Annotated in this window: 21 protein-coding genes; 7 read left to right on the plus strand and 14 right to left on the minus strand. The window is 45.0% G+C overall.

Annotated features, from left to right (window positions below; translation table 11 throughout):
- The first annotated feature begins 6 nt into the window (after positions 1–6).
- From AB4407_RS14315 to yacG, 5 genes are all read left to right on the plus strand, one after another.
- Positions 7–1,233: a type II secretion system F family protein gene (locus AB4407_RS14315; protein ID WP_372121039.1), complete on the plus strand. Its 1,227-nt coding sequence runs from the start codon at positions 7–9 to the stop codon at positions 1,231–1,233.
- 68 nt (positions 1,234–1,301) lie between these two features.
- On the plus strand, positions 1,302–2,171 hold the full coding sequence (locus AB4407_RS14320) for an A24 family peptidase (protein ID WP_372121040.1): 870 nt from the start codon (positions 1,302–1,304) through the stop codon (positions 2,169–2,171).
- Between the two features lie 2 nt (positions 2,172–2,173).
- Complete coding sequence (gene coaE, locus AB4407_RS14325) at positions 2,174–2,788, plus strand: dephospho-CoA kinase (RefSeq protein WP_372121041.1); 615 nt, start codon at positions 2,174–2,176, stop codon at positions 2,786–2,788.
- A 26-nt stretch (positions 2,789–2,814) separates the two neighbouring features.
- The gene (gene zapD, locus AB4407_RS14330; protein WP_017101235.1) at positions 2,815–3,555 is read left to right on the plus strand and encodes a cell division protein ZapD; all 741 of its coding nucleotides are present in this window, start codon (positions 2,815–2,817) and stop codon (positions 3,553–3,555) included.
- A gap of 82 nt (positions 3,556–3,637) precedes the next feature.
- On the plus strand, positions 3,638–3,835 hold the full coding sequence (gene yacG, locus AB4407_RS14335; protein ID WP_102249162.1) for a DNA gyrase inhibitor YacG: 198 nt from the start codon (positions 3,638–3,640) through the stop codon (positions 3,833–3,835).
- A 349-nt stretch (positions 3,836–4,184) separates the two neighbouring features.
- Here the strand turns inward: yacG and rplS are convergent, their stop codons facing one another.
- The 5 genes from rplS to ffh all read right to left on the minus strand — a co-directional run bounded on the left by rplS (position 4,185) and on the right by ffh (position 7,801).
- Positions 4,185–4,538 carry a 50S ribosomal protein L19 gene (gene rplS, locus AB4407_RS14340; protein WP_009847607.1) on the minus strand — a complete coding sequence of 118 codons (354 nt, stop codon included), beginning with the start codon at positions 4,536–4,538 and terminating at the stop codon, positions 4,185–4,187.
- Positions 4,539–4,597: 59 nt separating this feature from the next.
- The gene (gene trmD / locus AB4407_RS14345; protein WP_372121042.1) at positions 4,598–5,338 is read right to left on the minus strand and encodes a tRNA (guanosine(37)-N1)-methyltransferase TrmD; all 741 of its coding nucleotides are present in this window, start codon (positions 5,336–5,338) and stop codon (positions 4,598–4,600) included.
- A gap of 26 nt (positions 5,339–5,364) precedes the next feature.
- Positions 5,365–5,919: a ribosome maturation factor RimM gene (gene rimM, locus AB4407_RS14350; RefSeq protein WP_009847609.1), complete on the minus strand. Its 555-nt coding sequence runs from the start codon at positions 5,917–5,919 to the stop codon at positions 5,365–5,367.
- Between the two features lie 26 nt (positions 5,920–5,945).
- Positions 5,946–6,194 carry a 30S ribosomal protein S16 gene (gene rpsP / locus AB4407_RS14355; protein WP_005438039.1) on the minus strand — a complete coding sequence of 83 codons (249 nt, stop codon included), beginning with the start codon at positions 6,192–6,194 and terminating at the stop codon, positions 5,946–5,948.
- A 212-nt stretch (positions 6,195–6,406) separates the two neighbouring features.
- Positions 6,407–7,801 (minus strand): signal recognition particle protein, encoded by a 1,395-nt coding sequence (gene ffh / locus AB4407_RS14360; RefSeq protein ID WP_372121043.1) that lies wholly within the window; start codon positions 7,799–7,801, stop codon positions 6,407–6,409.
- Between the two features lie 200 nt (positions 7,802–8,001).
- On the opposite strand from ffh, the gene AB4407_RS14365 reads away from it, so the two are divergent.
- Together AB4407_RS14365 and AB4407_RS14370 are read left to right on the plus strand one after the other, a co-directional pair.
- Positions 8,002–8,796: an inner membrane protein YpjD gene (locus AB4407_RS14365; protein WP_372121044.1), complete on the plus strand. Its 795-nt coding sequence runs from the start codon at positions 8,002–8,004 to the stop codon at positions 8,794–8,796.
- A 127-nt stretch (positions 8,797–8,923) separates the two neighbouring features.
- On the plus strand, positions 8,924–10,195 hold the full coding sequence (locus AB4407_RS14370) for an HlyC/CorC family transporter (protein WP_372121045.1): 1,272 nt from the start codon (positions 8,924–8,926) through the stop codon (positions 10,193–10,195).
- 94 nt (positions 10,196–10,289) lie between these two features.
- Here the strand turns inward: AB4407_RS14370 and luxS are convergent, their stop codons facing one another.
- From luxS to AB4407_RS14415, 9 genes are all read right to left on the minus strand, one after another.
- A complete protein-coding gene (luxS, locus tag AB4407_RS14375; protein WP_372121046.1) occupies positions 10,290–10,808 on the minus strand; it encodes an S-ribosylhomocysteine lyase in 519 nt (172 codons plus the stop codon).
- A 24-nt stretch (positions 10,809–10,832) separates the two neighbouring features.
- Positions 10,833–11,483, minus strand: coding sequence for a hypothetical protein (locus AB4407_RS14380; protein WP_372121047.1), 651 nt, complete (start codon positions 11,481–11,483; stop codon positions 10,833–10,835).
- A 10-nt stretch (positions 11,484–11,493) separates the two neighbouring features.
- A complete protein-coding gene (gene gshA, locus AB4407_RS14385; protein ID WP_372121048.1) occupies positions 11,494–13,062 on the minus strand; it encodes a glutamate--cysteine ligase in 1,569 nt (522 codons plus the stop codon).
- Positions 13,063–13,161: 99 nt separating this feature from the next.
- A complete protein-coding gene (locus AB4407_RS14390) occupies positions 13,162–16,020 on the minus strand; it encodes a M16 family metallopeptidase (RefSeq protein ID WP_372121049.1) in 2,859 nt (952 codons plus the stop codon).
- Between the two features lie 9 nt (positions 16,021–16,029).
- Positions 16,030–16,491 (minus strand): YqaA family protein, encoded by a 462-nt coding sequence (locus AB4407_RS14395; RefSeq protein WP_372121050.1) that lies wholly within the window; start codon positions 16,489–16,491, stop codon positions 16,030–16,032.
- Positions 16,492–16,497: 6 nt separating this feature from the next.
- Positions 16,498–17,451 (minus strand): NADP-dependent oxidoreductase, encoded by a 954-nt coding sequence (locus AB4407_RS14400; protein ID WP_372121051.1) that lies wholly within the window; start codon positions 17,449–17,451, stop codon positions 16,498–16,500.
- A 173-nt stretch (positions 17,452–17,624) separates the two neighbouring features.
- A complete protein-coding gene (locus tag AB4407_RS14405) occupies positions 17,625–18,755 on the minus strand; it encodes a sodium ion-translocating decarboxylase subunit beta (RefSeq protein ID WP_009847617.1) in 1,131 nt (376 codons plus the stop codon).
- Between the two features lie 9 nt (positions 18,756–18,764).
- Complete coding sequence (gene oadA, locus AB4407_RS14410) at positions 18,765–20,549, minus strand: sodium-extruding oxaloacetate decarboxylase subunit alpha (RefSeq protein ID WP_372121052.1); 1,785 nt, start codon at positions 20,547–20,549, stop codon at positions 18,765–18,767.
- A 31-nt stretch (positions 20,550–20,580) separates the two neighbouring features.
- Positions 20,581–20,838, minus strand: a complete 258-nt coding sequence (locus AB4407_RS14415) for an oxaloacetate decarboxylase subunit gamma (RefSeq protein WP_004741884.1) — start codon at positions 20,836–20,838, stop codon at positions 20,581–20,583.
- Positions 20,839–21,232 lie beyond the last annotated feature (394 nt).

The following is a 21,232-nucleotide window of genomic DNA, read 5'->3' on the forward strand; positions in this document are numbered from 1 at the left end:
GCACTCATGAGCACTAAACTGCAGTCACAATTAAAAAACTACCACTGGAAAGGCATAAACAGCTCAGGCAAAAAGGTGTCAGGGCAAACCTTGGCACTCGCCGAATTAGAAGTACGAGAAAAGCTCAAAGAGCAGCATATTCAGATTAAGAAAATTAAAAAGAAAAGTATCTCAGCAGTCACTCGTTTAACACACAGAGTCAAAGCCAAAGACATCACTATTTTAACTCGACAACTTGCGACCATGCTTGCCACTGGCGTGCCTATCGTTCAGGCCATTAAGCTAGTGTCAGACAATCACCGTAAAGCTGAAATGAAATCAATTCTATTGCACATCTGTCGAGGTGTCGAAGCGGGAACTCCTATATCAAAAGCGATGCGGACGGCAAGCTCTCACTTTGATGACCTGTATACCGACTTAGTCGCCACTGGCGAGCTTTCCGGTAATCTAGCGCAAGTCTTTGAGCGCTTGGCAACCTATAGAGAAAAGAGTGAGCAGCTAAAGTCTAAGGTCATAAAAGCACTGATTTACCCCACAATGGTGGTCGCTGTCGCGCTGACTGTCTCTTACTTAATGCTCACCATGGTCATTCCTGAATTTGAATCGATGTTTTCAGGCTTCGGGGCAGACCTCCCTTGGTTTACTCAACAAGTACTCTCCCTTTCACATTGGGTACAGGCTTACAGTCTTTATGCTGCCGTTGGCATAGGGTTAGGCACATTATTTACCTACCAACTGCGTCAACGGTCTTATTCCATTCGTTTATCATTCAGCCGTCTAGGTTTGCGATTCCCTATTCTTGGCGGAGTATTGGCCAAAGCCTCAATCGCCAAATTCAGCCGAACCTTATCAACCAGTTTTAGTTCAGGGATTCCTATTTTAACCAGCCTGAAGACCACAGCCAAAACCGCAGGTAACCTGCATTATGAATCGGCCATCATCGAGGTTCACCGTGAAACTGCCGCTGGCATGCCGATGTATATCGCGATGCGCAATACCGATGCTTTTCCTGAGATGGTTTTACAGATGGTTATGATAGGAGAAGAGTCCGGTAACCTTGATGCCATGCTCAATAAAATCGCATCTATTTATGAATTTGAAGTCGACAACACCGTCGATAATTTAGGTAAGATTTTAGAGCCACTGATCATCGTATTTTTAGGCACCGCTATTGGTGGGCTTGTTGTCGCGATGTACTTACCGATCTTTAATCTTATGAGTGTGTTAGGATAGCTAAAAGCAACCAACCCCCCCTCAAGCAGCGAACTACTGCTTGTATTGATTAAGTGGTAAAGGACACTATGGAAGTATTTCACTACTATCCTTGGCTATTCCCCGTATTAGCTTTCATTTTTAGCCTTCTTATTGGCAGTTTCCTCAACGTAGTCATACACCGTTTACCGATTATGATGGAACGAGAGTGGCAACAAGAGTGCTCGGAGTATTTCTCTCAATATAAAATTCCAGCGCCAGAGGGGAAGTTCAATCTCAGTATCCCTCGTTCGGCTTGCCCGAAATGTAAATCCCAATTAAGAATCGTCGACAATGTTCCAGTATTAAGCTGGTTGTTCTTAAAAGGTAAGTGTCATAGCTGTGCTAACCCAATCAGTGCTCGCTATCCATTGGTCGAACTGCTGACTGCAATACTATGCACCGTAGTGGCTAGCCACTTTGGTTTCAGTTACTACGCCATTGCTTTGATTTTTTTCACCTTTGCATTGATTGCCGCAACCTTTATCGACCTAGATACCATGCTGTTACCTGATCAAATCACCTTACCTTTGGTTTGGTCTGGTATCGCTTTAGCTCTGTTTAACGTCAGCCCAATATCGCTTCAAGATTCCGTGGTTGGCGCAATAGCCGGCTACCTAGCTTTGTGGTCTGTTTATTGGTTGTTCAAGCTACTAACAGGCAAAGAAGGCATGGGATATGGAGACTTCAAACTCCTAGCCGCATTAGGTGCATGGCTTGGCTGGCAACACCTACCAATGATCATTCTTTTGTCGTCGCTGGTCGGTTTGGTTTTCGGCTTGATTCAGCTTCGCTTGAAACAGCAAGGCATAGATAAAGCCTTCCCGTTTGGCCCATACCTCGCGATTGCGGGTTGGGTAAGTTTGATGTGGGGCAATGACATCATGGGTTGGTATTTCACATCTGTACTAGGGATTTAATCATGGCAATCATTATCGGATTAAGCGGTGGGATCGCCAGCGGTAAAACCACAGTAGCCAACCTGTTCAATGAGCATTTCAATATTGATATTGTCGATGCTGATATAGTGGCACGCGAAGTGGTGGCGTTGGGCAGTGAAGGTCTAAAACAGATTGCGACTCATTTTGGTGAAGAGATATTGCTCGAAGATGGGGCGCTGAACCGAGCTAAACTGCGCGAAGTGATCTTTTCTGATCCCACAGAAAAACAATGGCTCAATGAACTGCTTCACCCTATGATCCGCGACAAAATTGACAGTGACCTGTCTAAAGTCACATCCCCTTATGCTTTATTAGTCGCACCGCTATTGGTTGAAAACCAAATGCAAGGCATGACCGATCGCGTATTAATCGTTGATGTGCCGGTAGAAGTGCAAATAGAACGTACGATGAGTCGCGATAATGTTTCTAGGGAACAAGTTGAATCAATTTTAAAATCACAGGCATCAAGAGAACAGCGCTTAGCAGTTGCAGATGACGTGATTAAAAACCATACTCAAAACCAAAAACTTTTGCCTCAAATCACAGATTTACATCAAAAGTATCTGGCAATCAGTGCAGTAGATGGGTCAGAATAGAACAATGTTGAATGAAGGTTTGCTCGATGATCACCCACAAATTTGAACATCCTCTAAATGAGAAAACACGCATCTACTTAAGAGTTGAATCACTCTTGAGGCAGTTACACTTGTCTTCTGCATTTTCCGATGCTCAACAGTATCAACTCTTTTTCCGTTCTATCTTTGATCTGATTGAAATATTCGAACAGATACAACTTAAGAGCGAACTCGCAAAAGATATTGAAAAACAGCGTGTAACCTATAAAAGTTGGTTAGATGTTGAAGGTGTCGATCAAGAGATGCTGACATCATTGCTCAATGATATTAGTCATATCTATCGTGAACTGATGCAGGCGGAACGTTTTGGGCAATCATTAAAGGAAGACCGCTTCCTTAGCGCCATTCGTCAACGCTTTAACTTGCCAGGTGGCTCATGTTGCTTTGATTTACCGGCTCTACATTATTGGCTTCATCTTCCTCTTGATAAGAGAGTTAGAGATGCTAAGACATGGATGGATAGCCTACAGCCTCTGTATGAAGCGCTAACACTATGGTTGAAGCTCACCAGAGAGACTGGTCACTTTAAGGATCAGATCGCTCGTACAGGTTTCTTCCAAAGCGATGCTGATGAAGCGAATATCCTTCGCCTATCAATTCCAATGCAGTACGGTGCCTACCCGATGATCTCGGGACATAAAAACCGTTTCGCTATTAAATTTATGAGCTTTGAAACTGGGCAAGCCTGTACTCAAGATATTGAATTTGAGTTGGCTATCTGCAGCTAATTCATTTCCTTTTATAGTTTGGCTTGAGTCCTCACTCGAGCCTAAACTCACTATTATTACGCCTCACAAATTAAGAATCACTATGTCAAACAAAATCACCATCGTTAAATGCCCTCAATGTAATACTGACGTTGAATGGGGTGAACAAAGCCCACATCGCCCGTTTTGCAGCAAGCAATGTCAGATGATTGATTTCGGTGAATGGGCAGACGAAGAGAACAGCATCGCTGGCGCACCAGACATGTCAGATAGCGATGGTTGGTCAGAAGACCCGCACTAGGCGAATAGCGAATAGCGAATAGCGAATAGCATTTGAAGGATTGGCGTTTAACGTCAATCCTTTTTTATTGCCTATAACACGGCGCTACTAGAAATTCCCTACTCCTTCCTTCACAGTCTAGGGAATGACGGTTACTGTCCCTACGGGATTCTATTAGCCACAGCCTTCCTACTGGGTCTCTACCTCAATAAATCTTCATCACCCAATGCCAGATTCCGGTTACCCATTCGTTATTCTCAAGAGTGAGGAACGAGCGAGTTGGGGATCTCTTACCTGTGAGACTCTAAATAGCAGACACAAAAAAGCGGAGCCAAATGGCTCCGCTTTTATCGATAGAATGCAAAAAGAATTACTTCTTAGTAAGCTTCTCTTTAATACGAGCTGACTTACCAGAACGCTCACGTAGGTAGTACAACTTGGCACGACGTACTGCACCACGGCGTTTAACTTCGATGCTATCAACCATTGGAGAGTGAGTTTGGAACGCACGCTCTACGCCTTCACCGTTCGAGATCTTACGAACTGTGAATGCAGAGTGTAGACCACGGTTACGAATAGCGATTACAACGCCTTCGAAAGCCTGTAGACGCTCACGGTCACCTTCTTTTACCTTAACCTTAACTACAACAGTGTCACCTGGTGCGAATTTAGGAAGGTCTGATTTTAGTTGCTCTTCTTCAAGAGCCTTGATGATGTTGCTCATTTGTATAAATTCCTAGAATAAACTGATACTAAATTTAATAGGTTACTGCTTGCTTTTCGTTAAGAGCGTTGCTCTTTAATGAATTCAGCCAGTAATTGTTCCTGTTCGTCAGTCAGAGCTAGGTTTTCCAGGAGCTCTGGTCTTCTTAGCCAAGTTCGGCCCAACGATTGTTTCAATCGCCAGAGACGAATGTCCTTATGGTTTCCAGACTTGAGTACCGATGGCACATCTTTATCGTCTAGCACCTCAGGGCGCGTATAATGGGGACAATCTAGCAAACCATTTGCAAAAGAATCTTCTTCTGCTGAAGCGAAATCTCCAAGTACACCCGGAACAAACCGAGATACTGAATCAATCAGCGTCATGGCTGGCAGTTCACCACCCGTCATCACAAAATCTCCAATCGACCATTCTTCGTCGACTTCAGATTGAATGATGCGCTCATCTACCCCTTCATAGCGACCACAAATAAGAAGCAAGTTCTCGTTTGTTGCCAGCTCTTCAACACCTTGTTGGTCGAGTTTACGGCCTTGAGGTGAAAGGTAGATAACTTTCGTCTTTCCCGGTGCTGCCTGTTTAGCTGTTTGGATAGCATCGCGCAAAGGCTGAACCATCATTAACATGCCAGGACCACCACCGTAAGGTCTGTCATCAACAGTGCGATGTTTATCATGAGTGAAATCACGAGGATTCCATGTCTCAATAGATAAAAGACCTTTTTTAACCGCTTGACCTGTTACTCCAAAATCAGTAACAGAACGGAACATTTCAGGAAAAAGGCTAATAATGCCAACCCACATGTGTTCTCTCGCTCTGTAATTTGGAGTTAGAATCCAGGATCCCAGTCAACTTCGATCCGGCGAGCTTCGCGATCAACTTTCTTGATCACTTGCTCTTCAAGGTACGGGATTAACCGTTCCTTTTGGCCAAAAGCATCTTTAAGATTTGCTTTTATTACTAGAACATCGTTCGAGCCAGTTTCTAATAGGTCAGTGACCTCACCAAGGTTGTAACCTTTAGTGGTAAAAACTTGCATACCGAACAATTCGCGCCAGTAGAATTCATCTTCTGACAATTCAGGTAATGAAGCAGGGTCAATAGCAATTTCAAAGTTGGTCATCAGTTGCGCGTCTTCACGTACATCTAATCCCGCTAGCTTACATACATAACCTTGGCCATGACGTTTCCAGCTTTCAACTTTATACTCAACCCACTCGCCCTTTAGCTTTAAATACCAAGGACTGTAATCAAATATGCTTTCAGCATTGTCTGTGTAGGAGAACACTTTAAGCCAGCCACGAATACCATAGGTAGACCCAAGTTTACCCATAACAATTCTTTCGTTTTGCTCGCTCATCGTTTCTTTACCCTTCATCGACATAAGCTATTTCTCTTTTTAAAAAAGAATTAAGCCGCTTTTTGAGCGTCTTTAACTAGCTTAGCTACGCGGTCAGATAGAGATGCGCCTTGACCAACCCAGTGGTTAACACGATCTAGGTCTAGACGTAGACCTTCTTCTTGACCTTTAGCAGTAGGGTTAAAGAAACCTACTTTCTCGATGAAACGGCCAGTTGCAGCGTTACGGCTATCCGCAACTACGATTTGATAAAATGGGCGCTTCTTTGCACCGTGACGTGCCAAACGAATGGTTACCATGTCGTCCTCTTTGCTTTCTTAATAAAATAATTAACCCCAAGTATAAGTAAATAGCTTGGGGTCTCGTGCCAAATTAAAGCCCCGGAATTTTACTCTTATTCCGGGGTAATGCAAGGGCTTTAGCTATTTTTTCACCAACATAGCCACCGCTCACTTTCTGTGACACGGCTAACACTATGAAAAGTAACGTAGCTAAAGCTTACATTTGTAGATTATCGGCCAAACGGGTTAAAACCACCACCCATTCCGCCCATACCTCCACCGCCGCCCATCATGCCTTGCATGTTGCGCATCATGCCTTTCATTCCACCTTTCTGCATTTTCTTCATCATCTTCTGCATTTGAGTGAACTGTTTAAGCATACGGTTTACATCTTGTACTTGCGTACCAGAACCTGCAGCAATACGCTTTTTGCGTGAGCCTTTGATTAGGTCTGGGCGCTGACGCTCTTTCATTGTCATAGAGTTGATGATCGCTTCCATTTGCTTGAACATCTTGTCATCAACTTTATCTTTAACGTTGTCTGGTAGCTGAGACATGCCTGGAAGCTTATCCATCATGCCCATCATGCCGCCCATGTTTTTCATCTGACCAAGTTGCTCACGGAAGTCTTCAAGGTCAAAGCCTTTCTTCTCTTTGAACTTCTTAGCCAGTTTCTCTGCTTTCTCGGTATCAACGTTTTTCTGTAGGTCTTCAATAAGAGACAGTACGTCGCCCATACCTAAGATGCGAGAAGCAACACGATCTGGGTGGAATGGTTCTAATGCGTCAGTCTTTTCACCAACACCTAAGAATTTAATCGGCTTACCTGTGATGTGACGAACAGACAGTGCAGCACCACCACGCGCGTCACCATCCACTTTAGTTAAGATAACACCGGTTAGTGGTAGCGTATCGCCAAAGGCTTTTGCAGTATTCGCAGCATCTTGACCTGTCATAGCATCAACAACGAACAGCGTCTCTACTGGTTTAATGGCAGTATGAAGCTCTTTGATTTCGCCCATCATCTCTTCATCGATAGCCAAACGACCGGCAGTATCGACAATTAGCACATCGTAGAATTTCTTCTTCGCGTGGCCGATTGCAGCGTTTGCAATATCAAGAGGCTTTTGGTCAGCTGAAGATGGGAAGAAGTCGACACCAACATCGCTTGCTAAGGTTTCAAGCTGTTTGATCGCGGCTGGACGGTAAACGTCGGCAGACACAACCAAAACTTTCTTCTTATCACGCTCAGTCAGGAGCTTAGATAACTTACCTACCGATGTGGTTTTACCCGCACCTTGTAGACCCGCCATTAAGATAACTGCTGGCGGTTGTGCTGCTAGGTCAAGAGCCTCGTTAGACTCCCCCATCACAGCTTCAAGTTCAGCTTGAACGATCTTAATGAATTCTTGACCAGGTGTTAGAGATTTAGAAACCTCGACACCCACAGCGCCTTCTTTTACGCGCTTAACAAAATCGCGGACAACTGGCAGTGCGACGTCGGCTTCAAGTAGCGCCATACGTACTTCACGCAGCGTCTCTTTAATATTGTCTTCGGTCAGGCGACCTTTACCGCTGATGTTTTTCAGCGTTTTGGATAGACGATCCGTTAAATTATCAAACATAGTTTTCTCTTCGCTCAAAACTGCGACTATTACTGTGAGTATACATTAGCGCGGATTAGAGTCATACCCGTTGTGGAGCGTTAATCATCCACGCATGTGATGTGAGACATTATTCACTTGGAATTGAATGAGGTTCACCATAGCCCCAAAGAGCGATGCGAGGTATAATTCGCCAATTAGTAATCATTTAAATGGATACCATGGACAGTCTTATTGCGATCGCAGCAGCCTTTCTTTATACAATGGCGATTTTCACGATCATTCCAGGTCTCGTGCACCAAACAGGAATCCGTGTAAAAACGGTGTTTATCAGCGCATTACTTGCTTTAGCTTTCCATGCTTGGTTGCTTGGCGATTTAATCTTTAATGCCAGTGGTCAAAACCTCAGTATCTTAAACGTTGCTTCTTTAATCAGTTTAATCATATCTGTGGTCATGAGCGGTGCTATGCTCAAAACACGTTTGTGGTTCATCTTACCTGTTGTTTATAGCTTCGCTGCTCTAAATCTAATGGCTGCCACTTTTCTTCCTAGTACCTTCATCAAACACTTAGAGAATGACCCGAAGCTGTTGCTACACATATCTTTAGCTCTGTTCTCATACGCGACACTTACCATCGGTGCGCTATACGCTATGCAACTCGCGTGGCTAGATCACAAACTTAAAAAGAAAAAAGCCTTAGTGATAAACCCTAACCTACCTCCTTTAATGATGGTGGAAAGACAGCTTTTCAAGATCATTTTAATCGGTAATGGTTTGTTAACAGGTACTTTATTAACTGGACTTATCTTCGTACAAGATATGTTTGCTCAAGGTAAAGCACATAAAGCGGTATTGTCTTTTATCGCTTGGATTATCTATTCCATCCTTCTTTGGGGTCACTATCAGAAAGGTTGGCGTGGGCAAAAAGTCACATGGTTTGCCCTTGCGGGTGCCACCATGCTCACATTAGCTTACTTCGGTAGCCGCTTCGTTCAGGAAATAATCCTGAGTTAGTCTGTATAACGAAGGCAAGGTTTCACGCACCTTGCCTTTAAAATATTGAGTACGATACATTCAATTGACATCTCGACCATGTTCGGTCATAAATTAATCAAGATGCACAAAAAGGAAAAGAATAGTTTTGGACGACATATCAACGGGTATCTTATTTGCGCTACTCGCGTGTCTCATTGTAATTTCTGGTTATTTCTCTGGTTCCGAAACGGGCATGATGTCCTTGAACCGCTACCGTTTAAAGCACTTGGCCAATACGGGTCATAAAGGAGCCAAACGCGTAGAAAAACTCCTGAGTCGCCCAGACAGATTGATTGGCCTTATTCTCATCGGCAACAATCTCGTCAATATTCTTGCATCCGCGATCGCGACTATTCTTGGTATGCGTATCTACGGAGATATCGGCGTTGCAATCGCAACCGGAGCCCTGACCCTAGTGATCCTAGTGTTTGCTGAGGTGACACCAAAAACCATCGCTTCTCTTTTCCCTGAACGAGTTTCTTTCGCCAGCAGTATTCTATTAATAATACTGATGAAGGTGCTATCTCCATTGGTTATCTTGGTCAACTTTATTACCAATGGCTTCATTCGTATCTTAGGTGTAAAAGCCAGTCACGATGCAACCGATCATCTAAGCTCAGAAGAACTCAGAACGGTAGTAAATGAAGCGGGTAACCTAATACCACAGCGTCACCAAGATATGTTGGTGTCTATTCTCGATTTAGAACACGTCACCGTGAATGACATAATGGTGCCACGTAACGAGATCACCGGTATCGACATCAATGATGATTGGAAATCGATCGTGCGTCAGCTCACTCATTCACCTCATGGTCGCATCGTGTTGTACCGTGATCAGATAGATGAAGTGGTTGGCATGCTGAGGCTGCGTGAAGCTTATCGCTTGATGCTCGAAAAGAACGAATTCAATAAAGAGACCCTGCTGCGTGCTGCAGATGAGATCTACTTTATTCCGGAAGCGACGCCGCTTAACACCCAACTGCTTAAATTCCAACGCAACAAACAGCGTATCGGTTTGATTGTTGATGAGTATGGCGATATTAACGGTTTGGTTACCCTCGAAGATATTCTCGAAGAGATCGTGGGCGAATTTACGACTTCAATCGCACCAAGTTTATCTGAAGAGATCACACCGCAAAGCGATGGTAGCTTCTTGATTGAAGGCAGCGCCAACATCCGAGACATTAACAAAGGGTTGCAGTGGGCACTGCCTACCGATGGCCCAAGAACGCTTAATGGTTTGATACTAGAACATCTTGAAGATATTCCCGAGAGTCACCTGAGTGTTCAGGTTGCCAGCCACCCAATGGAAATCGTTGAACTCGAAGAGAACCGTATCAAGCTGGTGCGTGTGTTCCCACAGATCGTGAACGGCTAACTGAGTTATCACTGAATATCACATAAACAAAAGGCCCGATTCATTGAATCGGGCCTTTTAACATCTAACTCACCACACTCAAGGTGAAAAGTGATTAGTCGATTTTAAGCTCTTGCAGCATAGACTCTGGCAGTGCCAGTTCATCATTCTTGTTTACAGAGATGCCTGCAGCGATGATCGCATTCGCGATCTCTTTCGCTTCATCCAAAGAGTGCATTGCTGCGGTACCACACTGGTATTCGTTCAGTTCAGGGATCTTATTCTGGTTCTCAACTTTCAGTACGTCTTGCATCGCTGCTAACCAAGCGTCAGCCACTTGCTGCTCTGAAGGTGTACCAATCAAGCTCATATAGAAACCTGTACGACAACCCATAGGTGAAATATCAATGATCTCAACCGCAGAGCCATTGAGGTGAGCACGCATAAACCCAGCGTATAGGTGCTCGAGAGTATGAATACCTCTCTCAGATAGGATATCTTTGTTTGGCGCAGTGAAACGCAGGTCAAACACAGTGATGGTATCCCCTTTTGGGGTTTGCATTGTTTTAGCAACACGAACGGCAGGTGCGTTCATGCGAGTGTGATCAACAGTGAAACTATCTAATAAAGGCATTGCTCTTCTCCATGACGGCTGGCTTTAGAAAAACCAGCTTCGATTGTCTTCTAGTTCTTTGCGGCACTGTTTCAGCTGCCATCCATAATCTTTTGCTTGCTGTTCAACTTTTCGCGCCACCTTAATCAGCGATGGCTTGCTGTTGTATGACTTGCGTTTATAACCACCACGACCCTCATGATAAGCCAAATATTGGTTATACGGGTCCCACAGTGAGATACCCAATTGACGACGCGTCTCGCTGGTATACCAGCCAATAAACATCAGAGCATCATCAAAATTGGTTCTTGAACCACCATTATTGGTCGCTTTCTGGAAGTCTTCCCAAGCAGGGTCTTGAGCTTGTGCGTAACCGTAAGCACTGCTTACACGTCCCCACGGAATAAAGCCAAGAATGTAATCTTTGGGTGGGCGTGCATCATGACGAAAGCTGCTCTCTTGCTTCACAAAAGCCATCGCTACGTTAATCGGCGTGCCCCATTCTTCTTGCATATCGAGCGCATCTTCATACCAAGAAGGGTGCTCTCTGAAGATACTACATATATTATCTTGTTGCTTAGGTGGTGGCGTTGCACAGCCAACCAAAAGGCTAGAGACAACACCAACAGTCAATACAGGTAACCATTTGCTACTCACTCGAGTAGGCTGACCTAATAAGGCTTGCTTCCTTTCCACCAAAGTCTCGCTATGCTTTTAAATACGAAAAATAATCCGTTAAGAAGCTATCAAAATCTTGAGTGCTTGCTTCTTCACTTTGCTTTTGAGCAATCACGGAGCGTTGCACTTCTGCTTCCATCAACTCAGCTGAGTAAACTTTATATTGGTGTGCTTTGTGTTGCTGAGCGTACGCTTTTCCTAACGCACAGCCCACTTTACCCAAGCCACCTGATTTCTTTGTCTCTTCTAACAACTGGCCAGAAATGGTCAGCTCTGGGTTATCAATCCAAGCTTCAAGCGTATCGCAGGTTTCTTGGTATGCACGACCGCCTTGTTCTGAGTCCATCAACTCAGCGATAACACGAAGATCTTTGAATACGCGTTTAGCCCAATCTTGCAGAGACAGTCTCTCGCCATCACAACCAATCTTGAGCTCTAAACCAACCTGACGACCTTCTAAGATCACCTTGTTCCAGTTATCGCGCCAGCATTCAAGTTCGCAGTTATCCATCTCAGCAGAGTCAGATAAAACACTCCAAGTTAAGAATAGATCGAGGAAGCGAACTTGTTGCTCATTGATACCAATTGAGCTGAATGGGTTTACGTCCAAAGAACGAACCTCGATGTACTCAACACCAGCACGAGCCAGTGCTTCCGATGGTTTTTCACCACTTTTCGCGACACGCTTAGGACGGATTGGAGCGTAAAGCTCATTCTCAATTTGCAGTACGTTGCTATTTAGCTGACGGTATTCACCATCAACCTTAGTGCCGATCTCGGCGAATTCTTCTGATGGCGTACGAATCGCTTGATTCAAACCTTCAAGGTACTGGCCTAGGCTGTTGAAGCCAATCTTCAATACACTTTGCGCACTGTTCGTGTAACCAAGATCACTCAGGCGCAGCGCCGTTGCTTTTGGTAGATACAGTGTCTCACCAACCTTTTCGAAAGGTAGGTTGGTTTCTCTTCCTTTGATGAAAGAAGAACACAGTGCAGGTGAAGCACCGAAGAAGTATGGGATTAACCAACCAAAGCGGTAGTAGTTACGAATCAAACCGAAGTAAGCATCTGACTTAGCTTCACAACGCGCTTCTTCTGTTTGCTCTCCAAACAGGCTATCCCAAAAGCTTTCTGGGAAAGAGAAGTTGAAGTGAACACCAGAGATAATCTGCATCAAGCTACCGTAACGGCGCTTTAAGCCTTCACGATATAGCGTCTTCATCTTACCGTTGTTAGAGGTGCCGTATTGCGCTAGTTGAATGTAATCTTCACTCCCCACATAACAAGGCATAGAAAGCGGCCATAGCTTTTCGCCATCTAACTTGGTTTGCGTGAAGTGATGGATATCAGACAACTGATTCAAAAGCGTCGGAACATCGTTAGAAACAGGCGTGATAAATTCCAGTAGCGACTCAGAGAAATCGGTCGTTACCCATTCGTTCATCAACGCAGATCCCAAAGCCTCAGGGTGCGGCCCAGTAGCAAGGTGCCCATCTTCCGTGTAGCGTAATGTTTCCCTTTCAACACCACGACCGAATTGAGAGAAGGTCTTCGGGTTGGTTGCAACTTGCTTTAGTCGCGCAGCAAAATCAGTCAAAATTCAGTTCACTTATCTTATATTGTTCTGATTAGAACTATCATAAATTAGGTTGGAGGAGAAAAGTAGAGTCTCTTCCCTCCCCCTTTAATGTGTACTCTAACGAATGATTTCAAGCTCTTCTATTGGAATATCTAACTTTTCTAATTGTGGGCGAAGCGAAGTTGCGTCACCAACAACGATTATTTGATAATCATTCGGGTCGAACCATTTCTTCGATAGCTCGTTTAAGGTCTCTTTTGAAACCGTTTCAACTATCTGATTACGCTGTTGTAGGTAATCTTCATCAAGACTCAATGCGACAATATTACTCAGCAACCCAGCCTTTTGACTTGGCGTTTCGTATTTAAGCGCATCTTGTTGACCGACGGCAAGGCGCATAAATTTCACCTCTTCGTCAGTTAATCCACTCTGACTAAATTCATTCAGCTCAGCAATAAACTCTTGAATCGATGGAACCGTTGCATTGGCTCTAACTTGAGCACTAAACACTACCGCACCGGTTTCACGAGTACTCGCAAAGTAACCGCTTGCACCGTAAGTGTAGGCTTTGTCTTCACGCAAGTTCTGGTTGATACGGCTATTGAAGTTACCCGCTAAGTTAAAGTTAGCTAACTGGCTCAAATACAATTCACCGGTCGCATCAAATGGCAGGCCTTTACGCACTAAGCGAACAATGCTTTGCGGCGCACCCGGTTTGTCGACCAAATACAGGTTCTGACCTGAAAGCTCTTTGACGATCTGCGGACGCGTTAGTGGTGCCGCATCGCCTTGCCACTCTTCAAAGAATTGTAGCTGTTTTCCAACCTCTTTCTTCGAGATGTCTCCCACAACAACAATATTGGCACCTTCAGGTGTGTAGTGTTGGTCATAGAATTTTTTCACATCGTCTAGAGTGAGTTTCGATAGAGATGCTTTAGTCCCATCGCTCGCTCGAGCAAAAACAGTGTCACCAAACAGTACTTCACGGGTTGCTTGAGACGCCATCCAGCTTGGTTGTTGGTGCTGATACACAACGCCTTCTAGCATCTGTTTCTTAACACGCTCGAAGTCTTGCTCATCAAACTTAGGCTCAAACAGAACCTCTTGCACGATCGCTAAGGTTTGAGGCAGGTTTTTCTCGAGCGTAGAAACTGAAATATCTGTGGTGTAGCTGCCCGCACTAATGCTCACGCTGCTACCAAGTTTATCTAAGGTCGCTTGTAACTCTTCAACGGTTCGTTTGGTTGAGCCTTCTTCCATCATAGAAGCCGTTAAGTTCGCTAAGCCTTCTTGCCCTTTACGAACATAGCGTTCGCCTGCAGGCAGTTGAATTTGTAGCTGTACTGTCGGTGTTTCACTGGTCACGGTACCAATCAAGTCAGTGCCGTTTTCAAAGTGCATGCGATACAACTCAGGCATGGTCGCTTCAACACCAAAGTTCACTTCTGGCATCACGCTACGATCAAAGGTGTTCGGTGCTTTTCTGAAATCCAGTTGGTCTTCTGTCACCTTGCTGTATTCAGGAAGGGTACGAGCAGGAGTGCTAAATGTAGCCTCGCGAACCGCTAAGTCGAGTTTTTTCTTAGGAACCACACTCAAGGTAACCTTGTGCTTACCTTCGATAAATTCTCGGTACGCCTTGCTTACGCTTTCAGGGGTAATAGATCGGATTTGATCGAGTTGTGATTCAATACGATCAGGCTGGTCATAGAAGGTTTGATTTGACGCGAGCTGTGAAACCTTGCCTCTAACACTTTGCAGTGCAAACACCGCATTCGCTTCAGCCATACCGGTAATCTGGTCTAAACGTTCTTGTTCAACGCCTTCTTTCGAGAATTGTTCTAAGGTATCCATCAGTTCTTTATTAAGAACCGTCAAATCCCCTTTTTCACCTGAGTCACCCATCGCATAGACATACATAGTACAAGCGAGCTCAGCACAATCGTGGAAAGAGCCTGCACTCACTGCTTTCTGTGTTTTTACGAGATTTTGATACAGGTAGCTGTTAGTACCCGAACCCAATACATTAGACAGTGCATTCAGTGAAGCTTGTGTCTCTTCACCGCGATACGTTGTTGGCCAACCAACAAGCACCATCGGCTGACGAATATTATCTTCTAAGGTGATGTACTTATCTTCTGTTAGCACGGCTGGTTGCTTCTCAGCAGACTTAACTTCCGGACCTTGAGGGATTGGGCCAAAGTACTTATTGACCCACTCTAGTGTGTCATCAACGTCGATATCACCACCGATAGTCAGTACCGCATTATTTGGGCCGTACCAGCGCAGGAAGAACGCCTTAAGGTCATTCACATCAACACGGTCTAGATCTTCCACATAACCGATTGGTTGCCATGAATAAGGGTGACCTTCAGGGTAAAGCGCTTCACCCATGCGTTCCCACATCAAACCATAAGGACGGTTTTCGTAACTTTGAGCACGTTCGTTTTTAACCGTGCCTCTTTGAACTTCGAATTTCTTCTGAGAAACCGCATCCAATAAGAAACCCATTCGGTCTGATTCTAACCACAACATTTTCTCAAGTTGGTTAGATGGAACGGTTTCAAAGTAGTTAGTACGGTCACGGTTAGTCGTGCCGTTTAACGAGCCACCCGCCTCGGTAATGATCTTAAAGTGCTGCTGGTCACCGACGTTCTCAGAGCCTTGGAACATCATGTGTTCGAAGAAATGAGCAAAGCCCGATTTACCTATCTCTTCACGAGCAGAGCCTACGTGATAAGTCACATCCACATGCACAAGAGGATCAGAATCATCAGGGGAAAGAATCACTGTCAGGCCGTTTTCAAGCTGATATTTGGTGTAAGGGATCACCACTTTATCTTTAGAAGGCTTAACCTCTTCTAACAGAGTGACACCTTCAGGTAGCGAGGAAAAGAAGGGTGTTGAGCTAGGTACATTGTAAGAACAGCCTGCAATGGCGATAAGAGAAAATGTACCAAGTAAAACCTTTTTCATAGGTTCTCCTTAGAAAAAACCGAAGTAGATAGCAGCAAGTAAGCTGTAGCGAGCGGCTTTGCCAATCGCTATCAAAATAACGCTAGGAATAAATTTCATTCTTAACCAACCCGCGGCTAAGCACAAAGGGTCACCAATGATCGGCAACCAACTGAATAACAGTGTCCAATAGCCATAGCGGCTCAGCCAAGCCATAGCCTTATGACCATGCTTTTCAGATTGAGTTCGATTAGGCAGCCACAAACCAATCCAATAGTTGGTCAGCCCGCCTAAAGTATTACCGAGTGTCGCCAGAAGAATGATCGATGATGTTGAGAGCTGATCTAAGCTCAATGCTGCCACAAGGCTTGCTTCTGAGCCCCCTGGTAACAATGTGGCACTCAAGAAGCCACTAATGAAGAGCACCCACAGCGCCGAGTCAGAAAACCACAACGCTATGTTTTCAAAAAGAGAATTAAAGAACTCTAGCACTGCATATTAACCTTCTTGCATTTTAAGTAGTACCTTGCCTCTGGTGTGTCCGGTTTCAACCTGTCGATGCGCCGACTGTGCTTCATCTAACGGGTAGATAGTTTGAATTTCTGTTTTGAGCAATCCTACGCTAACCATGTAAAGCATAGTGTCCATTTGCTCTGGATTTGGCTCAACGAGCATACCTGAAGCGGTGAAACCCAATAATGTCGCTTTCTCGCAAATTAATTCAGCAGACAGCGTAGGCACCGTTACCACTCTCGCACCATCTTTCAAACACTTCAACGCATCAAGCGCGGTATCACCACCCACTAAATCAATCAGTACATCAACATCAGAGACTCTTTCCGATGCTGGCGCAAATTTATAGTTAATAGCATGAGCGCCTAACGTAGCAAGGTAATCAAGGTTGGCTTCGCTGCAGGTCGTGTAAACCTCAGCTTTTGCAGCCACTGCGATTTGAACCGCAAGATGACCAACGCCACCGGCGCCCGCTAAGATGAGTACGCGATCGCCCTCTTTCACTTCCGCTTTGTTAAGCGCTTGTGCTGCGGTTTGGCTAGCGAGTGGTAAAGCTGCAGCCGCTTCTAACGCAACCGAGTCTGGGACCATACTTAATGCGACTTCTGGAACACACACATACTGGCTATAACCGCCACCTTGCAGGGGAAAACCAATAAAGCCGGCTACGTTATCACCAACAGTAAAACGCTCTGCCTGTTCGCCTAGCGTGACAATTTGCCCTGAAATATCGTAACCAGGAACCCAAGGAAGGTTGTCTTTGTTTTGTGCTGCCGCCCAACCAAGGCCAGCACGGGTTTTCACATCAATAGGATTAATGCCCGAAAAGGAAACTTTAACCAGCACTTCTCCGACCTTAGGCTCAGGAATAGCACTGGTTTGAATACTGAGGTTTTCGACGCCGCCGAATTGAGTAATCGCAATCTGTTTATTTTCCATTTCCACATTTCCTTGATTGATAGAAGCCCTGATGAGTAAGCACCCTAATTAATAAAAAGAAAGGGATGCGAAAGCATCCCTTTGACTATAAACCATTTAATAAGGCGAAGTTAACCGCTCATGCGTAAATTGACGACCAATTAACGTAACGAACAGCATAGCCAAATAACTCATTAACCTACGAGAGCTAATAGGATACCCGCAGCAACGGCACTACCAAGTACACCCGCTACGTTCGGACCCATCGCATGCATCAACAGGAAGTTCTGAGGGTTTGCCTCAAGTCCAACCTTATTCACAACACGAGCCGCCATCGGAACCGCTGATACACCAGCGGCGCCAATCAGCGGGTTAATGTCTTCTTTCGAGAAGCGGTTCAGCAGCTTCGCCATCAATACACCACCAGCCGTACCAATACTGAATGCGACCGCACCTAACCCAAGGATACCTAGCGTCTCTAAGTTCAAGAACGTATCCGCTTGAAGCTTAGAGCCAACACCTAGGCCAAGGAAAATAGTCACAACGTTAATCAGTTCGTTTTGGGCTGTTTTTGAAAGACGATCAACCACACCCGCTTCGCGCATTAAGTTACCCAAACAGAACATACCTACTAGAGGGGTTGCTGATGGTAGGAACAAAATCGTCATAAGCAGTACAGCTAGCGGGAAAAGGATCTTCTCAGCTTTGCTTACATGACGAAGTTGAGCCATCTTAATTTGGCGTTCTTCAGGAGACGTTAACGCTTTCATGATTGGTGGCTGAATAATAGGAACTAAAGCCATGTAGCTATACGCCGCTACCGCAATCGCACCTAATAGATCAGGAGATAGCTTGCTCGCCAAAAAGATCGCGGTTGGGCCATCGGCACCACCAATGATCGCAATTGACGAAGCATCTGCCATTGAGAACTCCATTCCTGGTACATAGTTCAGCAAGATCGCGCCAAATAGCGTTGCGAATATACCAAACTGAGCAGCAGCCCCGAGCCACAGTGTTTTAGGGTTAGCAATCAACGCACCAAAGTCCGTCATCGCTCCAACACCCATAAAGATCAGCAGTGGAAAAATGCCAGTTTCAATACCAATGTAGTAAACGTAGTAAAGCAAACCACCGGGATCCGTGAATCCAGCATTGGGAATATTGGCTAATACAGCACCAAAACCAATAGGTAACAGCAGTAAAGGTTCAAACCCTTTGCGAATTGCCAAAAACAACAGTGAGCAACCAACCAACATCATACAGATCTGGCCGAACTCAAAGTTAGCAATCCCTGTTTCAGACCATAAGGTCATCAATCCTTCCATGGTACTCCCTTACGCTAAGCTTAGTAGTGGAGCGCCTACAGTAACTGCATCGCCTTCTTTAACATTCAGTTCTTGAACGATACCACCACGAGCAGCACGAACTTCCGTTTCCATCTTCATCGCTTCTAGGATAAGCAGAACGTCGCCTTCAGCAACCTCAGCACCCGCCTGAACGATGACTTTAAAGATGTTGCCGGCTAATGGAGCTGGAACCGCTTCTGCATCAGAAGCCGCAGCAGGTGCTACTTGAGCCGCTTGTGCTGGCTTCGCTGATGGAGATACCGATGTCAGCTCACCTTGAGGGCCAACTTCAACATCATAAACTTGACCATCCACCTTCACGCTGTAGCTCTCAATGCCGCCAGCAGCAGGTTGTGGTGCAGCCGTAACAGGAGTTGCAGCTTCAGCCGTTGGTACAGGTTCAAACGCTTCAGGGTTGTGACGGTTTTTAAGGAACTTAAGACCCACTTGTGGGAACAGTGCATACGTCAGTACATCATCAACGGTATCTTCAGCGAGTGAAATACCATCTAATTTCGCTTTTTCTAAAAGGTCAGTCGTTAACGTATCCATTTCAGACTTAAGTAAATCAGCAGGACGACACGTGATTGGCTCAGCACCATCTAACACTTTCGCTTGCAGTTCAGCATCAACCTCAGCAGGAGCTTGACCGTATTCGCCTTTCAGCAGACCCGCAGTCTCTTTAGTGATGCTCTTATAGCGCTCACCGGTTAAGACGTTGATAACCGCTTGAGTACCGACAATTTGAGAAGTCGGTGTTACCAAAGGAATGTAACCCAAGTCTTTACGTACGCGCGGGATCTCTTCAAGCACTTCGTCCATACGATCGGCTGCGCCTTGCTCTTTAAGCTGGCCTTCCATATTGGTTAACATGCCGCCAGGGACTTGAGCAATCAAGATGCGAGAATCCACACCTTTTAGCTGGCCTTCCCATTTCGCGTACTTTTTACGTACGTCACGGAAGTAAGCCGCGATGGGTTCGATCTGGTCAAGCTTAAGGTTCGTGTCGCGCTCTGTGCCTTCTAGCATAGCAACAACTGTTTCGGTTGGTGTATGGCCGTAAGTACAGCTCATAGAGGAGATTGCGGTGTCTAGAATATCAATGCCAGCTTCAACAGCTTTAACGGCTGTAGCGGTTGATAGACCCGTTGTCGCGTGGCTATGCAGCGCTAGAGGTACATCACACGATGCTTTAATGCGTGTAATTAACTCTTCCGCTTCATAAGGCTTTAATAAACCTGACATATCTTTGATACATAGTGAATGACAACCTAGGTCTTCTAGACGCTTAGCCAGATCAACCCAAGTATCTGAGTTGTGAACCGGACTGGTTGTGTAAGACAACGTACCTTGAGCATGGCCACCAACGTCGATCGTTGCTTTCACTGCTTTTTCAAAGTTGCGTACGTCATTCATCGCATCAAAGATACGGAATACATCCATGCCGTTTTTATGGGCACGTTCAACAAATTTTTCTACTACATCATCCGCGTAATGACGGTAGCCCAATAGGTTTTGACCACGCAGTAGCATCTGCATTGGTGTGTTTGGCATCGCTTTTTTCAGCTCACGCAAACGCTCCCATGGATCCTCGCCAAGAAAACGGATACACGAATCAAACGTCGCGCCGCCCCAAGTCTCAAGTGACCAGTAACCGACTTTATCCAGTTCTGCCGCAATTGGCAGCATATCTTCGATACGCATACGAGTAGCAAATAGTGACTGGTGCGCGTCACGAAGTACCACATCTGTGATAGCTAGTGGTTTAGACATGCTCATAAACTCCTTTTTAATCCTTTAAATGCTACTTAGCAGTAGACGCACGGTATTGATGAACCGCGGCCGAAATTGCTGCCACTACCTGTGGGCTAACAGCTGAAGGGTTTGATTGTGATTTTTGAATTTTTTTAGGTGCTGCGATCGGCTCCGGTACTTCTTCTGGTACCAGTTTTGACATCAACCGAACGAGGTAAACTAGAATAGTTAAGAAAATAAAGACAACGGACATCCCCGTTATCATTAGAGTCGCCGCATCTCCTAGCAGGCTTCCAATATTAGTCATGTTGCTTCCTTTCTTCGTCATCCTGACATACGTACAGGATTTCAGCGAATAGTGATCCCGACCCATGGATTATCTCGATTGGTAAAAGTTTGTCAATTTTGTTTAAGGTTCTGTTACGGATAACGCACACATAAGGTTAATTATTCGCCTATCAGATCACATAAATCTGTCAAATGAGTCATTTTTAGATATTTAAACTGTGACTTAAACGGGGCTTTTCTGAGAATTGATATGAGAAAGGTAGAATAACAAAGAAGCAATCAAGAATTACTTTAAATACAACAAGTTAAAAACACCACGAATTTAACATTGTTGCAACAAATTTATAGCGAACATAAAAAAAGCCTCGTAAAAACGAGGCTTTCTCTAATAATGTGGTGCGCCCTGGAGGATT

The organism is Vibrio sp. 10N.261.46.E11, assembly GCF_041472735.1.
Classification (GTDB): domain Bacteria; phylum Pseudomonadota; class Gammaproteobacteria; order Enterobacterales; family Vibrionaceae; genus Vibrio.

Excerpts from the sequence above, each read along its gene's own strand:
- AB4407_RS14315 (WP_372121039.1), top strand. The coding sequence starts at position 7 with ATGAGCACTAAACTGCAGTCACAATTAAAAAACTACCACTGGAAAGGC.
- AB4407_RS14320 (WP_372121040.1), top strand. The coding sequence starts at position 1,302 with ATGGAAGTATTTCACTACTATCCTTGGCTATTCCCCGTATTAGCTTTC.
- coaE (WP_372121041.1), top strand. The coding sequence starts at position 2,174 with ATGGCAATCATTATCGGATTAAGCGGTGGGATCGCCAGCGGTAAAACC.
- zapD (WP_017101235.1), top strand. The coding sequence starts at position 2,815 with ATGATCACCCACAAATTTGAACATCCTCTAAATGAGAAAACACGCATC.
- yacG (WP_102249162.1), top strand. The coding sequence starts at position 3,638 with ATGTCAAACAAAATCACCATCGTTAAATGCCCTCAATGTAATACTGAC.
- rplS (WP_009847607.1), bottom strand. The coding sequence starts at position 4,538 with ATGAGCAACATCATCAAGGCTCTTGAAGAAGAGCAACTAAAATCAGAC.
- trmD (WP_372121042.1), bottom strand. The coding sequence starts at position 5,338 with ATGTGGGTTGGCATTATTAGCCTTTTTCCTGAAATGTTCCGTTCTGTT.
- rimM (WP_009847609.1), bottom strand. The coding sequence starts at position 5,919 with ATGTCGATGAAGGGTAAAGAAACGATGAGCGAGCAAAACGAAAGAATT.
- rpsP (WP_005438039.1), bottom strand. The coding sequence starts at position 6,194 with ATGGTAACCATTCGTTTGGCACGTCACGGTGCAAAGAAGCGCCCATTT.
- ffh (WP_372121043.1), bottom strand. The coding sequence starts at position 7,801 with ATGTTTGATAATTTAACGGATCGTCTATCCAAAACGCTGAAAAACATC.
- AB4407_RS14365 (WP_372121044.1), top strand. The coding sequence starts at position 8,002 with ATGGACAGTCTTATTGCGATCGCAGCAGCCTTTCTTTATACAATGGCG.
- luxS (WP_372121046.1), bottom strand. The coding sequence starts at position 10,808 with ATGCCTTTATTAGATAGTTTCACTGTTGATCACACTCGCATGAACGCA.
- AB4407_RS14390 (WP_372121049.1), bottom strand. The coding sequence starts at position 16,020 with ATGAAAAAGGTTTTACTTGGTACATTTTCTCTTATCGCCATTGCAGGC.
- AB4407_RS14400 (WP_372121051.1), bottom strand. The coding sequence starts at position 17,451 with ATGGAAAATAAACAGATTGCGATTACTCAATTCGGCGGCGTCGAAAAC.
- AB4407_RS14405 (WP_009847617.1), bottom strand. The coding sequence starts at position 18,755 with ATGGAAGGATTGATGACCTTATGGTCTGAAACAGGGATTGCTAACTTT.
- oadA (WP_372121052.1), bottom strand. The coding sequence starts at position 20,549 with ATGTCTAAACCACTAGCTATCACAGATGTGGTACTTCGTGACGCGCAC.
- AB4407_RS14415 (WP_004741884.1), bottom strand. The coding sequence starts at position 20,838 with ATGACTAATATTGGAAGCCTGCTAGGAGATGCGGCGACTCTAATGATA.